At 49.8% G+C, this 14,609-nt stretch carries 13 protein-coding genes; 9 read left to right on the top strand and 4 right to left on the bottom strand.

The window, feature by feature from the left end:
• Window positions 1–18: 18 nt before the first annotated feature.
• Both JK198_RS02355 and yebS read right to left on the bottom strand, forming a co-directional pair.
• Window positions 19–2,646 carry an MlaD family protein gene (locus JK198_RS02355; protein ID WP_212708250.1) on the bottom strand — a complete coding sequence of 876 codons (2,628 nt, stop codon included), beginning with the start codon at window positions 2,644–2,646 and terminating at the stop codon, window positions 19–21.
• A complete protein-coding gene (yebS, locus tag JK198_RS02350; protein ID WP_212708251.1) occupies window positions 2,615–3,859 on the bottom strand; it encodes a paraquat-inducible protein A in 1,245 nt (414 codons plus the stop codon). The genes JK198_RS02355 and yebS overlap by 32 nt, the downstream gene beginning before the upstream one ends.
• 220 nt (window positions 3,860–4,079) lie before the next feature.
• Here yebS and JK198_RS02345 point away from each other — a divergent pair, with 220 nt between their 5' ends.
• The 4 genes from JK198_RS02345 (at window position 4,080) to htpX (ending at window position 8,529) form a co-directional block, all read left to right on the top strand.
• Window positions 4,080–4,580, top strand: a complete 501-nt coding sequence (locus tag JK198_RS02345; protein WP_212708252.1) for a GAF domain-containing protein — start codon at window positions 4,080–4,082, stop codon at window positions 4,578–4,580.
• A 95-nt stretch (window positions 4,581–4,675) separates the two neighbouring features.
• Window positions 4,676–5,356: an RNA chaperone ProQ gene (gene proQ / locus JK198_RS02340; protein WP_212708253.1), complete on the top strand. Its 681-nt coding sequence runs from the start codon at window positions 4,676–4,678 to the stop codon at window positions 5,354–5,356.
• A 19-nt stretch (window positions 5,357–5,375) separates the two neighbouring features.
• Entirely contained in the window at window positions 5,376–7,409 is a 2,034-nt protein-coding gene (gene prc, locus JK198_RS02335) for a carboxy terminal-processing peptidase (protein WP_212708254.1), read from the top strand.
• A 238-nt stretch (window positions 7,410–7,647) separates the two neighbouring features.
• A complete protein-coding gene (gene htpX / locus JK198_RS02330; protein ID WP_212708255.1) occupies window positions 7,648–8,529 on the top strand; it encodes a protease HtpX in 882 nt (293 codons plus the stop codon).
• Window positions 8,530–8,560: 31 nt separating this feature from the next.
• Here the strand turns inward: htpX and JK198_RS02325 are convergent, their stop codons facing one another.
• A complete protein-coding gene (locus JK198_RS02325) occupies window positions 8,561–8,815 on the bottom strand; it encodes a YobH family protein (protein WP_212708256.1) in 255 nt (84 codons plus the stop codon).
• A 206-nt stretch (window positions 8,816–9,021) separates the two neighbouring features.
• Here JK198_RS02325 and JK198_RS02320 point away from each other — a divergent pair, with 206 nt between their 5' ends.
• The 5 genes from JK198_RS02320 (at window position 9,022) to JK198_RS02300 (ending at window position 13,063) form a co-directional block, all read left to right on the top strand.
• On the top strand, window positions 9,022–9,318 hold the full coding sequence (locus JK198_RS02320) for a YebO family protein (protein ID WP_212710229.1): 297 nt from the start codon (window positions 9,022–9,024) through the stop codon (window positions 9,316–9,318).
• A gap of 585 nt (window positions 9,319–9,903) precedes the next feature.
• Complete coding sequence (locus tag JK198_RS16750; RefSeq protein WP_343876709.1) at window positions 9,904–10,017, top strand: DUF2627 domain-containing protein; 114 nt, start codon at window positions 9,904–9,906, stop codon at window positions 10,015–10,017.
• A gap of 42 nt (window positions 10,018–10,059) precedes the next feature.
• The gene (gene cspE / locus JK198_RS02310; protein WP_001062678.1) at window positions 10,060–10,269 is read left to right on the top strand and encodes a transcription antiterminator/RNA stability regulator CspE; all 210 of its coding nucleotides are present in this window, start codon (window positions 10,060–10,062) and stop codon (window positions 10,267–10,269) included.
• 138 nt (window positions 10,270–10,407) lie between these two features.
• Window positions 10,408–11,226 (top strand): 23S rRNA (guanine(745)-N(1))-methyltransferase, encoded by an 819-nt coding sequence (rlmA, locus tag JK198_RS02305; protein ID WP_212708258.1) that lies wholly within the window; start codon window positions 10,408–10,410, stop codon window positions 11,224–11,226.
• A 274-nt stretch (window positions 11,227–11,500) separates the two neighbouring features.
• Window positions 11,501–13,063, top strand: coding sequence for a TerC family protein (locus JK198_RS02300; RefSeq protein WP_212708259.1), 1,563 nt, complete (start codon window positions 11,501–11,503; stop codon window positions 13,061–13,063).
• 46 nt (window positions 13,064–13,109) lie between these two features.
• On the opposite strand, the gene JK198_RS02295 is transcribed toward JK198_RS02300, so the two are convergent.
• The gene (locus JK198_RS02295) at window positions 13,110–14,474 is read right to left on the bottom strand and encodes an L-serine ammonia-lyase (RefSeq protein WP_212708260.1); all 1,365 of its coding nucleotides are present in this window, start codon (window positions 14,472–14,474) and stop codon (window positions 13,110–13,112) included.
• Between the last annotated feature and the right edge of the window lie 135 nt (window positions 14,475–14,609).

Here is a 14,609-nt window from a genome sequence, read left to right as displayed (position 1 = left end):
GTTATCTGTGGTGCGGGTTTAGCGGGAGATCGCGGTGCCCCATGACTGCCAGTCTTTTGGCGCTTCATTAAGTAACAGGAAATGCTTACCGGCACCCGCTTCAGGAGCCAGAGGCACTGTCGGCGGTGTGGCAAACTGTATTCCGCCACGGATAAATTGCTGGAAGGTACCGGTTTTGACTACACCGCCGATCAAGCCAAAGTTCAGTGAATACCCTGAAGCCAGCCAGAATACCGAGTTGTTCCTGACCAGATACTGGTAACGCTGACTGATGCGCAGGGCGATTTGTACCCGGTCAGCCAGAGCCCCCAGAGAAGTTCCGGTGACGGTACCGACTTCAACACCACGGAACAGAACCGGAGTACCTATGGTCAGTGAACCGGCTTCCGGAGCATCGACATACAGGGTCCTGCCATTCAGATAACGCGAATCGGTGATTGTTGCCTGCTGAAGTTCAAAACTGCGGCTGGCGGTGCCTTTCCCTGGATCAACGTTAACGTATGGCTGTAAGATAGACTCAAGGTGATTCACCCCGGCAGGTGAAATCTCCGGTGAAATAATGGAAAAACGGCTGCCGGTACGGGCAAAATCGTTGACGTATTCCGGGTAGAGCACCGCTTTGGCAAGGACCTGATTATTAGCGGCATTGAGTGACAGGGACTCTATCTGCCCCACAGTAATCCCGAGATAGCGGATAGGCATACCGGCAGACAGTTTACTGGCATCATAGGTCTGCAGGGTGATCTGGCTACCGATAGCTTTGGCTGCGGTCTCGGTCGGATAGAGAACCCGGTTCTGACCCGGCGAGTGTTCAACTCCCTGTACATTATCGAAACTTATCGCACCTTTCAGTGCGCGGTTAAGCGGGGTTGCCTGCACCGTGATACCACTGGCATTAAGCTGTACTTTAGCCCCGCCTTCTGCCCAGAACACGCTATCTTTGGTGACCAGCTGACGGTAAGCAGGGTTGATATGGACCGCTACCGTGAAATTGTTTGCATGAGGAGTGACAGCGACAATTTCCCCGACCTGAAAACGGCGGTACAGTACAACCGATCCGGTCTGAATATCCGGCAGGGTTTGTGCAGTCAGGTTCAGGGTCGCAACAGGGGTATCCCCGGTAATGCCTTGTGCTGCTTTTTCTGCATCGGCGTATAACGGATAACGGGGCGCAGGATCACCTTTATCTCCCGCAATTAAGCGGATCCCGCCCTGTAACCACTCTCCGGGGCTGGCTCCGACCATCTGCACACCGTCCGGGCTGACATTGACCCGAATCTGACTGTCTGCCACAAACTTACTGTTGGCATGGACGAACTGACGATAATTCGCGGCAATCGAAATAACAAAGCGCACGCCATTAGTGGTCAGCTCCCGTTCAGAGACGGTACCGATGGTAACACCATTCAGGATCACCGGCTGGCCCGCAGCAATACCGTAACTGTCATCGGCAGTTAACTGCAGATTCAGGCTGCCCGGGGTATACATCAGTGTTCGGGTCGCCGGATAAACCGTGAAGCGGTTGCGGGGTTCACCTGCGCCGGGGATCAGTTGCAGCGTATTTCCGGTTAACAGGCTGCTCAGAGACGCGTCAGCGGAAGTGATTTTCGGACGGTGTAATTCGATACGTGTCTGCGTGCGCATCAGTTCGGTTACTGAAGGGTCAATGGTTAATTCACCGCTGACATGTTGCGGGTCAGTCAGGTTTAACCGGGTCAGGGTACCGACCTGTAGTCCCTGATACAGCAGTGGAGTGGATCCGGCGCTCAGGTTATTACCGTCAGGCAGGTCAAGGGCAATACTTACCCCGCGGTGACTTTCTGCCAGAGTCGGGTACAGGGTATAATTTTCATCAGACACCGCCGCCTGACTGGCTGACGGAGAATCAAAGGCAATAGCACCGTTAATGATTGCAGGCAGGCTGTCCATCCGGATATTCACCCCGCCGGCGCCGAAACGGGCATCAATTCCAGACACATTCCAGAAACGACTGTCTTTTTTGACCAGATAACTGTAGCGGCGCTCGATTAAAACATCGATAACCACACCACGGTTATCACTATTCACACTGTAGTTATACACTTTACCGACCGGAACCTTGCGGTAATAGACCAGAGAGCCCGTCGAAAGCGAGCCGAGATCCGGTGCATTCAGGTGCAACATTAACCCGGACGTGTTGGTGTTATATTTTGGCTGAGAGTCCAGAGCTGTGAAGCTGTCCTGCGGGTTGCCGTTGCCCGGCATCATGGAGATATAGTTACCGCCAACCAGGGCATCAAGACCTGAAACACCGGCCAGAGAGGCCTGAGGTGTCACCAGCCAGAACTGGGTGTTTTCACGCAGTGCCGGCTTCATCTCATTTTTGATACTGGCTTTAATACGGATGGTCCGGTAATCATCACTCAGCACAATGCCTTCAACAGTACCGATTTGTACCCCCTGATAACGGATAGGGGTCCGCCCGGGGACGATGCCGTCGGCGGTCTGAAAGTTAATGGTAATGGTGGTTCCCCGTTGCTGGTAATTTTGCCACAGTAACCCGCCGGTGATCAGTAACGCGACCAGTGGCAGCAGCCAGAAAGGGGAAATCTTGCGCTTTTTTGTCAGCGCCGGTCTAATCGGCATATTCGGTGTTTCCTGTTGCATATGCATCCCAGAGTAAACGACTGTCCAGCCATTCGGCAGCGAGTATCGTCAGGATTACGGCGGAACCGAAATAGAATGCAGCCGGTCCCATGGTGAAAGCTAATAACTGGTCACGGTTAACCAGTGACATCGTCAGCGAAATAACAAATAAATCCAGCATCGACCAGCGGCCGATCCACTTTATTGCACGCAGCAAGCGGATTCTGGTCTTCAGCCCCTGAACACAGCGGAAATGAATACTTAGCAGCAGGGACAGCATAATCAGTACTTTGCTGAACGGTACCAGAATACTGGCAATAAATACCACTATCGCCACCGGAATGTTGCCTGAACCAAGGGACAGAATACCGGAGAAAATAGTGTCCTGCTGGCGGGCACCGTTCAGGTAAATAACGGATATCGGTAATAGGTTGGCCGGGATAAGTAACATCACTGATGCTATCAGTGCGGCCCATGTTTTTTGCAGGCTGGCGGGTATCCGCCGGGACAAGGGCACATGACAACGCCGGCAGCGGCCCCTGCTGTCAGGCAGACCGCTGAAGTGACAGTGCAGACAGATCATTATCTTATCTGCGGCGATCCCGGTGACGGGCTGCGGATAAAAGGCCTGCCATAATTTGCCGACATTCAGGTTAATCAGTACCAGCAGGCTGAGCACTGTCAGGGTAATAAATGCCAGCAGACCATTTCCGGCATCCAGTGACGCGTAATCCTGTACTTTGATTGCCGCGACCGCAATGCCGACCAGGTAGATATCCAGCATTACCCATTCTTTTAGCTTATCCAGCATCAGCAGTACCGGCCGCAGGTTCATTCCCAGCCAGTGGCCGATAACCAGATAAAGTATCGCCAGAACCAGTGTCAGAGGCGCACCTGCCGCGCCGAAGGTCACCATCGCGGCGGTCAGTACATCACCCTGAGCAACTATCTGAAAGATACCTTCGAACAGGCTGGCGTTAATCTCCATCCCTAATAAGTGAATACGGATTAATGGCAGACCGAAGGCTAATGGCATCAGGATAAGCATCAGCAGTGCAATCACTGCCAGCTGCAGTAATGACCATTCCCTGCCACTTTCTATCTTTGCCATGCAGCGCGGACAATACGCTGTTTCGTGCGATTTGAGTGGCGGCAGAGAAAAAACCGCATCACACTGCGGGCATCTGTGGGTGCCCTTATGTAATAATAGCGGGTGAATTTTGTTAATTATCATAAAAGAAATTAATGGTTAGTCGGTCTGGCAGCATAAAATCCTGAATGTTCTCAGCGCATGTCTGCTATATTTCTGCTGACGATAATGAAGAGATGTCCCGGACAACGAGTCACTAAGAGTATAGTAACTCTGCGGTTGATTCATTATGTCTGTGTATGTTTTCGTGCTATGCAGACTGCATGGAAGACGATAATATTTTGTTAATGTATATGGTTGGTGTATGAGCAAACAAGCATTTTATGATGAGCTTAACCGTGATTTCGCGGCATTAATTGCTGCTGAAAGCTCATTTCTGGCAGTGATGGGTAATTGCAGTGCGTTATTATTTGAGCGGTTATCTGAAGTTAACTGGGCCGGTTTTTATTTACTGACCGAACCGGATACACTGGTCCTCGGGCCGTTTCAGGGCAAAATAGCCTGTGTGCGAATTCCTGTTGGTCGTGGTGTTTGCGGTACAGCTGTTGCAGAAAATACCGTGCAACGGGTTGCAGATGTTCATGCCTTTGCCGGACATATTGCCTGTGATGCAGCCAGTAATTCAGAAATCGTATTACCTGTAGCTGTTAACGGAAAGGTTATTGGTGTGCTGGATATTGACAGTATCGCCTATGATCGTTTTGATGCTGAAGACGAAAAAGGTTTGCGCATTTTGACCGAAACCCTGTCTGCCGCCTTGTCTGAGACAAAAATTGAAAGATTTTTGCAACATAACGGCAGCTAATTGACAGGATGCATAGCATTTAGCAACGTTGTCATTATAATGGCGCCTGTTCATGCCTTCTTTGGTCGGCAAAACCGTTGTAATCAGGAAATTTCATGGAAAATCAACCTAAGTTGAATAGCAGTAAAGAAGTTATCGCCTTCCTGGCAGAGCAATTCCCTCAGTGTTTTTGCACTGAAGGTGAAGCAAAGCCCCTGAAAATTGGTATTTTTCAGGATATCGTTGAACGTGTACCTGGCGATTCAAATATCAGTAAAACCCGGTTACGTTCAGCGTTGCGTTTGTATACCTCCAGCTGGCGTTACCTGCATGGCATTAAGGCCGGCGCAACCCGTGTAGACCTCGATGGTAATGCGTGTGGTGTACTGGATGAGCAGCACGTTGAACATGCCCGTAAGCAGTTGGAAGAGGCGAAAGCCAGAGTACAGGCTCACCGTGCTCAGCAGCGTGCGCGTAAAGCGGAAGCCGGAGAAGAGGCGACCGAACAACGTAAACCGCGTAAAGCTGCCCCGCGTAAACCCGCGTCTGACGATACCCCGCGTAAACCTCGCAACAATGCCAGCAAATCTGCCAGCAAGCGCAGCCCGCAGACAGATTCTGCGCCTCGCCAGCCGGTGACAGATACGTCTTTATTGCAGACAGGTCAGGCGATTAAAGTTAAAGCCGGACAAAATGCAATGGATGCAACGGTGCTTGAAGTATCTAAAGAGGGTGTTCGGGTTCAGCTTTCATCCGGCATGGCAATGATAGTACGCGCAGAACACTTGCAGTTCTGAAACGGAGAGTGACCAGGGCATGAACACCTTTTTTAAGCTGAATATCATTGCCGGCCTGCTGTTTGCAGGCCAGGCATTTGCGGCAGATACTATTACCCGCGAAGATCAAATTCCGGTTCTGCATGAAGAACCGCAGCAGGTCACTGTCAGTGAACGGGTAACCACCCGCTTCACTCAGTCCCATTACCGGCAGATTGATCTGAACAGTGATTTTTCGAAGAAAATCTTCGACCGTTATCTGAATATGCTCGATTACAACCATAATGTATTGCTGGCCTCTGATATTGCGAAGTATTCAGATCAGGCGGCAACGGTGGGTGATGAGCTGAAAAGCGGTAAACTGGATGTTTTTTATGACCTGTTCAATCTCTCTCAGAAACGTCGTTTTGAACGCTATCAGTATGCGCTGGACGTTCTGAAACGCCCGATGGATTTCACGACAAACGAAACCATCAATCTTGACCGCAGTAAAGCTCCCTGGCCAACATCAACCGCGGAGCTGGACAAACTGTGGGATGCTAAAGTCAGATTTGATGAGCTGAACCTGAAACTGACGGGAAAAACCGAGGCAGAAATCAGGGACATCCTGACCAAACGCTATAATTTCGCTATCCGGCGTCTGGCGCAGACCAATAGCGAAGATGTTTTCCAGCTGGCGATGAACGCCTTTGCACATCAGATTGATCCGCATACCAACTATTTATCACCACGTAATACCGAGCAGTTTAATACGGAGATGAGTCTGTCTCTGGAAGGCATTGGTGCGGTGTTACAGTCCGATGATGACTATGTAGTGATTAACTCTATGGTTGCCGGTGGCCCTGCGGCGCGCAGTAAATTGCTGTCAGTCGGTGACAGAATTGTCGGGGTCGGGCAGCCAGGTAAACCGATTGAAGACATTATCGGCTGGCGTCTTGATGATGTGGTCGAAAAAATTAAAGGCCCGAAAGGCAGCCGTGTCCGTCTGGAAATTCTGCCGGCCGGTAAGGGCAGTAAGACACGCATTATTACTCTGACGCGAGAAAAGATCCGCCTCGAAGATCGTGCCGTACAGATGTCGGTACATCAGGTCGGCACCCATAAAGTCGGTGTGCTGGATATTCCCGGCTTCTATGTCGGCCTGACGGATGATGTTAAAGTACAGCTACAAAAGCTGGAAAAACAGCATGTTGACAGTATTGTTATTGATTTGAGAACCAACGGTGGCGGAGCTCTGACTGAGGCTGTGTCTCTTTCCGGACTATTTATTCCTTCCGGGCCGGTGGTGCAGGTCCGCGATAATACCGGTAAAATTCGTCAGGACAGTGATACAGACGGAATTGTTTACTATAAAGGTCCGCTGGTGGTATTGGTGGATCGCTTTAGTGCTTCGGCGTCAGAAATTTTCGCGGCCGCGATGCAGGATTATGGCAGGGCATTAATTGTCGGTGAACCAACCTTTGGTAAAGGGACGGTTCAGCAATACCGTTCTCTGAACCGTATTTATGACCAGATGCTGCGTCCTGACTGGCCGCCACTGGGGTCGGTGCAATACACTATTCAGAAATTCTACCGCATAAACGGCGGCAGTACTCAGCTGAAAGGGGTAACCCCTGATCTGCTGATGCCTACCGGGGTTGAAGCAGTGAAAACCGGTGAGAAGTTTGAAGATAATGCGTTGCCATGGGACAGTATACCGGCCGCGTCTTACCATAAAACCGGGGATATCAAAGAGTATCTGCCGAAATTACTGGCTGAACATGACGCCAGAATCGCCAAAGATCGTGAGTTCCAGTATATCCTTCAGGATATGAAACGTTTCGATGCGATGAAAGATAAAATTGATATCGTTTCCCTGAACTACGCTGAGCGCGAGAAAGAAAATAAACAGGATGACAGCCTGCGTCTGGACAGAATTAATGCACGCCTGCAGGCTGAAGGTAAAAAGACCTTAACCAGCCTCGATCAGCTGCCTAAAGACTATAAAGCGCCAGATCCGTATCTGGATGAGGCGGTTGATATAGCCAATGATCTTGCTCAGCTGGAAGCAACGCAGCCAGCCCCTGCAAAATAAGGCAGTGTCTTTATAAAAAGCACCGGTTATCCGGTGTTTTTTTTTGCCGGTAATTCTGCTGCTGAAAATAACAGCGTTATTATGTCAGGAATTGCCGGAGGAGTGCTGCGATATGTCGTTATCAGTGTAAAGTTATGTCTTTTCAAGGGTTCCGTGCGGTTGCACTCTTGAAAACCGGTGTAATGGACATAGGATATGTGGCAGAAACCTGCGTTAAAAATGAGGATAATAAACGTCTATGATGCGTATAGCTCTTTTCTTACTGACTAACCTTGCAGTAATGCTGGTGTTTGGTCTGATTCTTAGCCTGACCGGCATTCGTTCCAGCAGTGTCCAGGGGCTGATGATCATGGCGGGTCTGTTTGGCTTTGGCGGTGCATTTGTCTCGCTGCTGATGTCCAAATGGATGGCATTACGTTCGGTGGGGGGAGAGGTTATTCAACAGCCGCGCAACGAAACCGAAAACTGGCTGATGTCGACGGTGGCACAACAAGCCCGCCAGGCTGGTATTGCGATGCCCCAGGTGGCTATCTACCATGCACCTGACATCAATGCTTTTGCCACCGGTGCAAGGCGTAATGCATCGCTGGTCGCGGTATCAACCGGACTGTTACAGAATATGAACCGTGATGAAGCCGAGGCGGTACTGGCCCACGAAATAAGCCACGTGGCTAACGGTGACATGGTGACCATGACGCTGATCCAGGGAATTGTTAACACCTTTGTTATTTTTATTTCGCGGATCATTGCGCAGCTCGCAGCAGGCTTCCTGTCATCTGATCGCGACAGCGAGGAAAACAGTAATGGTAATCCTTTAGTCTATTTTGCTGTTGCTACAGTGCTGGAACTGGTGTTTGGTATTCTGGCGAGCATTATTACTATGTGGTTTTCGCGCCATCGTGAATTCCATGCTGATGCCGGTTCAGCGAAGCTGGTAGGCCGTGAGAAAATGATTGCGGCATTACAGCGGCTGAAGACCAGCTATGAGCCTCAGGAACCTGGCAATATGATGGCCTTTTGCATTAACGGAAAAGGTAAATCTCTGAGTGAGTTATTTATGTCTCATCCGCCGCTGGATAAGCGTATAGAGGCTTTACGCCGCGGTGATTACCTGAAGTAATCCTGAGCTGTCCGCCGGACTTACCGGCGGACTAGTCCCTTGCCAGTGGATTGCTCTGATAGTCAGCCGGAGTCTCTCCCGGCTCTATCCACGGACAACTGGATTTACCGATGACACCGCTGTCTGACTGAAGGTAATGAGAGACGGTAAGCCCTTTTGCCGTCAGATACTGGCAACGTAATCCTAATCCTGCCGCAATTTTTTGACTGCCTGTCAGTACCCCGTAGCCACTGAGCAGCATCCCCAGCCAGATAATAGTCAACACTAAGACACTGCGTACTATCATATGTTTTCACCTCTGTGTTTAAGGTAATCGTTGTGCTACTGCGTCAGCATGCGGTAACTGTTTGCAGAAAGGGATCAGAGATAACTGAAATATTTCTGTGGCAAACCGCGCGCAGGCACCTGACAACGGATGATCATTTCTGTTTCCCGGAGTAGAATCAGCGTTTATATTTTTAGTCAGTAATTCGGGTGTATTGAGGCATAGGTATGAACGATTTTTCATTGGGGGAAGGGCCATTTCTGTTACCGGTGCTGATTGCCGCAGCAGTTATTTTTGCCCTCATTATCTGGTTTTTTGTTAACCGTGCCAGTGTCCGGGCTAATGAACAGGTACATCTCCTTGAAGCTCTTTTGCGTGAACAAAAAAAGCAGAATGCGTTACTTAAACAGTTAGTCACACTGCATACTCCGCCGGAGGCCGAAATTACCGGGTCCCCGACAGAAGAATCCCTTTTCCGGGAAACGGAAGAAAATGGCTATATGAAGTTTGTCCCTGAACGCTGACTCGCCGGGGATGCTCATTATCCGCGTGATCCCGGTAAAGTACGATGTTGTAGCCGTCACCGCACACGGTCAGCCGGCCGGTAAATTATCCGGCCTCAATTCTGCGCGCCGGTATTACACAGAGAATAACGGCAAGCTGTTTTGAGAGACTGACAGTATCTGGTTAGTTATTTTTGTTCTGACATCATAATAAAAAAATATAACCGTGGCTGACAGTTTTATCGCGGTATTATTTCTGTCATGTACTGTTATTATAATTATACAGTCACTGAATTGGATATGGCGATTAACGTGGTTTTATTTTTATCTGTGAAGGGTCCGTTAGCCGGTAAATATATTTATAAAATTGAACATTCACTGATGACAGTTAGCACTTTTTGCCCATTAAAGGTTGCTGAGAGTTATTAAGGGTTTATGGCTGTTTTTTTGTACGCCTCCTGTGGCGGCGGGGCGTTCACGGTGATTAAAGCGTGTTTTACATCAATAATTATGCGTTCTGTATCACTAAGGTATTAAAAATGGCTTGCCATTAATTATGGGATATGTAATAACAATTCATAGATTAATCGAGGTACGATTCTGTTTATGTATGGCATTTTCAGTAGAGAAGAGATGAGTAAAGACGTTATCGTTAGAACTGCTTCCTTTGCCGAACCTGATATTAGTGCCTCATTCAGTAAGTCCCGCGTTTTTCTGTAACACAGCCTTCGGGCAAAATAAACATTTAAAGGAATTTGCAAAATGGCAAAGATTAAAGGTCAGGTTAAGTGGTTCAACGAGTCTAAAGGTTTTGGTTTCATTACTCCTGCTGACGGCAGCAAAGATGTGTTCGTACACTTCTCTGCAATCCAGGGTAATGGTTTCAAAACTCTGGCTGAAGGCCAGAACGTAGAATTCGAAATTCAGGACGGTCAGAAAGGTCCTGCAGCAGTTAACGTTACTGCTATCTGATAAGCGAATATCTTTTTCAGGACAGACTCCTGAAATAAAGAATTTCGAAACCCCGCTCTCTGAGCGGGGTTTTTTACTTTAGACTCCGCCAGTGAACAGGTACACTGCCCGCTGTTTTTTTTAACGGGGTAATCTCAGGTGTATATTTGTCCTTTATGTCATCAGCTGCTGCAACAGCAGAACGGTGGCTGGCATTGTGCCAGTAATCATCATTTTGACCAGGCTAAAGAAGGGTACGTTAATCTTTTGCCGGTGCAGCATAAAGGCTCGAAGACGCCGGGAGACAGCCCGGAAATGATGCAGGCCAGGCGCTGCTTTCTGGAGCAAGGGCATTACCAGCCAATGCAGCAGGCAGTCACAAAGATGCTGGCAGAACATCTGCCACAACCGGATGTACAGATCCTCGATATTGGTTGCGGAGAAGGGTATTACACGGCCGATATCGCCCGGCATTTCGGAACACGCCCTGATGCGGCTGTGTTCGGGCTGGATGTGGCCAGAGTGGCAATCAAATCTGCGGCTAAGCGCTATAAAAATATCCGGTTTTGCGTGGCATCCAGTTACCGGCTGCCTTTTGCCGACCACAGTCTGTCTGCCGTATTACGCATTTATGCCCCGTGTAAAGATGAAGAGCTGGCAAGGACGATTATGCCAGGAGGGTATTTACTCACAGTGACTCCCGGGCCACGGCATCTGCAGCAATTGAAAGCACTTATTTATTCCGAAGTACAGTTACATGAAGATCGTGAACATCCGCTGGCAGAGTTTGTGGCCGTGAAAGAACAACGTCTGAATTACCCGATGACACTCGATGCTGATGCAGCAACAGCACTATTGCAGATGACGCCTTTTGCGTGGCGTGCTTCTCCTGAGGTCTGGCAGACTCTGGCAGACAGCGATAATTTCCACTGTGCTGCTGACTTCTGTCTGCGGTTATGGCAGCGTAAGCCACTCTGAACGTATAGTAATGTTATTCAGTTTGTAAATGTAAAAATTCTTTTTGACGGCGTGGCTGTAACTGATAAAGTAAACTTCTGTATTAATTTTAAGGAGTAATGGGCTTAGCCCGGTTTATGGATCGTCACCGACGCCGTTCAGTCTTTCCTGAGTTGCTGTGCAACCCCGGCAGATCATTTATCATCCCCTGTAGTTTCACCGCTTTTTCAGCCACACCGGCGTTAATCCGCTGGCAAGGTGTTGTTCCGGTATTTTTTCCAGCGGAGAGCCATTAATGGAAATATTTATGGACCCTTCTGTCTGGGCTGGGTTACTGACACTGATTGTTCTTGAAATTGTACTGGGCATCGACAACCTGGTCTTTATTGCCATTCTGGCCGATAAATTGCCACCACGGCAACGTGATAAGGCGAGGGTGATTGGCCTGAGCATGGCCCTGGTATTACGCCTTGGTTTGCTGTCATTAATTTCATGGATGGTCACGCTGACCCGGCCTCTGTTTTATCTCGGGGATTTTGGTTTCTCCGGCAGAGACTTAATTATGCTGGCAGGGGGAATCTTTCTGTTATTTAAGGCCACGACGGAACTGCACGAACGGCTGGAAAATATGCCGGAATCAGAAGAAGGCAATAAAAGTTATGCCAGCTTCTGGGCCGTGGTAGCCCAGATAGTGGTGCTGGATGCGGTCTTCTCTCTGGATGCGGTGGTGACAGCGGTGGGAATGGTCAGCCACCTGTGGATTATGATGACCGCCGTTGTGATAGCCATGGGGCTGATGTTACTGGCCTCAAAGCCGCTGACAAAGTTTGTCAATGCACATCCGACAGTCGTCGTTCTGTGCCTCAGTTTCCTGCTGATGATTGGTCTGAGCCTGGTGGCTGAAGGATTTGGTTTCCATATTCCGAAGGGATATCTGTACGCAGCTATTGGTTTCTCGATAGTGATTGAAATGTTTAACCAGATAGCCCGTCGTAATTTTATACGTCATCAGGCACGCCGGCCAATGCGCGAACGGACTGCGGAAGTTATCCTGCGGCTGATGGGCGGGCGGCAAACCCACGCTCAGCCAGTGACCAGTACTCCGGCTGAAATAAGTCTGCCTGTTACCGAATCGTTTAAAGATGAAGAACGCTATATGATTAACGGGGTTCTTACCCTGGCATCGCGTTCTATCCGCAGTCTGATGACTCCCCGTGGTGAAATTTCCTGGGTTAATGCCGAAAGTCCGATTGACGATATTCGTCAGCAATTACTGGATACTCCCCACAGCCTGTTCCCGGTCAGCCGTGGTGAACTGGATGAAATTATCGGGGTAGTTCGCGCGAAAGAATTGCTGGTCGCCCTCGATCACGGGGTTGATATCGGGCAGTTTGCGGCAGCGACGCCGGCAATTATTGTACCGGAAACCCTTGATCCTATTAATCTGCTGGGTGTTTTGCGGCGAGCGAAAGGGAGCTGTGTTATCGTCAGTAATGAGTTTGGCGTCGTGCAGGGGTTAGTGACCCCGCTGGATGTACTGGAGGCGATCGCCGGTGAGTTCCCGGACGAAGATGAAACCCCGGATATTATCCCGGACGGTGATGGCTGGCTGGTAAAAGGGGGAACCGATCTGCACTCGCTTGAACAGTTGTTTGATGTGCATTATCTGGTTGAATCCGGAGAAGATCATGCGTCACTGGCGGGGCGGTTAATCAGCCAGAAAGGCCAGATCCCGCAGACCGGAGAAGTGATAGACATTAACGACCTGCACTTTACCATCGTCCGGGCCACGGATTACCGTATTGATCTGGTCCGGATTACCCGTGACCCGCAGAACCACGATCAGGACGCCGGATAATCTGTCCTCCCCGCGGCGTTACCGTGGGGGAGGATATTACTGCTGGTCAGTCACACTGTACTTTTATTGCCAGTCCGCCACGTGATGTTTCGCGATATTTGGCGTTCATATCTTTCCCTGTTTCATACATTGTCTCAATAACCTTATCCAGGGATACTCTTGGCTCACTGGTCCTCCGTAAAGCCATACGTGCGGCATTAATCGCTTTCACCGAGGCGATAGCATTACGTTCGATACAGGGGACCTGGACCTGACCAGCGACCGGGTCGCAGGTCAGTCCCAGATTATGCTCCATACCGATTTCTGCGGCGACGCAGACTTGTTCAGGACTGGCCCCCGAAAGTTCAGCCAGACCGGCGGCGGCCATTGAACAGGCGACCCCGACTTCACCCTGGCAGCCAACCTCTGCCCCGGAAATTGAGGCATTCATTTTATACAGAATACCAATAGCCCCGGAGGCCAGAAAGTAACGCAATGCCACTTCGTTATTGACCGGTGAGATAAACTGATCATAGTAGGAAAGTACCGCCGGGATAATGCCGCAGGCGCCGTTGGTCGGTGCCGTAACGACGCGACCTCCGGCGGCGTTTTCTTCGTTAACCGCCAGGGCGAACATATTCACCCAGTCAATAACGTTCATCGGGTCGGTTGAGTTTTTGCTGCCCGAGATGAGTAACCGGCGCAAGGCTGCGGCACGTCGTGGTACCCGCAACGGTCCCGGCAGTACGCCTTCGGTATTTAATCCCCGGTCAATACAGGCCTGCATTGTCTGCCAGACGCTGGCAAAGTAATGACTGATATCGTCACGGCTATGTACTGCCAGCTCATTCTTCATCACCAGCCCTGACACGGAAAGCCCGGTAGTATGGCAACCGGACAACAGTTCTTTGGCTGAATTAAAAGCATAGGGCACCTGTACATTCTCTAACGTCGACTGGCCAAATTGCTGTTCATCGACAATAAAACCGCCACCGACCGAATAATAGGTTTTTTTCAGCAGACAGTAGTCTTCGTTCCAGGCGGTCAGGGTCAGGCCATTTTCATGTAATGGCAAATTATCGCTGCGGAAGACCATGCCTCCTTCACGGGGGAAATCCACTTCGTGCAGCCCGCCGGCGATCAGCAAACGCTGACGCTGATTAACATCGGCGACAAAAGCCGGGATAGCATCAATATCTACCGTATCCGGGGCCGCCCCGGAGAGGCCCATAATAATAGCGATATCCGTATGGTGACCATGACCGGTCAGGGACAGGGAGCCATAAACATCCACTGCGATACGGGTGGTCTGATATAATTTTTCTTCGGCTATCAGTGTATCGACGAACTGTTTGCCAGCTTTCATCGGCCCTACCGTATGAGAACTTGAAGGGCCAATACCTATTTTGAACATGTCGAAGACACTTATCACAACCAAAACTCCCGTACTAACCATCTGCAGCGCAATAAAAAAACGGTATGCTTACTGAAGCACCGGCCTGATCGCCGTCACCGTTGTAAATATCTGTATTAATATATATTACCACTTGCTCCGCAGAACGAGGGG

It is taken from the genome of Tatumella sp. JGM91 (assembly GCF_018257575.1).
GTDB lineage: Bacteria > Pseudomonadota > Gammaproteobacteria > Enterobacterales > Enterobacteriaceae > Tatumella > Tatumella punctata.
The sequence above is the reverse complement of the archived record's forward strand: the minus strand, read 5'-3'. Positions and strand labels throughout refer to the sequence as shown.

What these genes read in the sequence shown, in the direction of transcription:
- proQ (WP_212708253.1), top strand. Translation starts at nt 4,676, where the DNA reads ATGGAAAATCAACCTAAGTTGAATAGCAGTAAAGAAGTTATCGCCTTC.
- prc (WP_212708254.1), top strand. Translation starts at nt 5,376, where the DNA reads ATGAACACCTTTTTTAAGCTGAATATCATTGCCGGCCTGCTGTTTGCA.
- yebS (WP_212708251.1), bottom strand. Translation starts at nt 3,859, where the DNA reads ATGATAATTAACAAAATTCACCCGCTATTATTACATAAGGGCACCCAC.
- JK198_RS02320 (WP_212710229.1), top strand. Translation starts at nt 9,022, where the DNA reads ATGAACGATTTTTCATTGGGGGAAGGGCCATTTCTGTTACCGGTGCTG.
- htpX (WP_212708255.1), top strand. Translation starts at nt 7,648, where the DNA reads ATGATGCGTATAGCTCTTTTCTTACTGACTAACCTTGCAGTAATGCTG.
- JK198_RS02325 (WP_212708256.1), bottom strand. Translation starts at nt 8,815, where the DNA reads ATGATAGTACGCAGTGTCTTAGTGTTGACTATTATCTGGCTGGGGATG.
- cspE (WP_001062678.1), top strand. Translation starts at nt 10,060, where the DNA reads ATGGCAAAGATTAAAGGTCAGGTTAAGTGGTTCAACGAGTCTAAAGGT.
- JK198_RS02300 (WP_212708259.1), top strand. Translation starts at nt 11,501, where the DNA reads ATGGAAATATTTATGGACCCTTCTGTCTGGGCTGGGTTACTGACACTG.
- JK198_RS16750 (WP_343876709.1), top strand. Translation starts at nt 9,904, where the DNA reads ATGTATGGCATTTTCAGTAGAGAAGAGATGAGTAAAGACGTTATCGTT.
- JK198_RS02345 (WP_212708252.1), top strand. Translation starts at nt 4,080, where the DNA reads ATGAGCAAACAAGCATTTTATGATGAGCTTAACCGTGATTTCGCGGCA.
- JK198_RS02355 (WP_212708250.1), bottom strand. Translation starts at nt 2,646, where the DNA reads ATGCAACAGGAAACACCGAATATGCCGATTAGACCGGCGCTGACAAAA.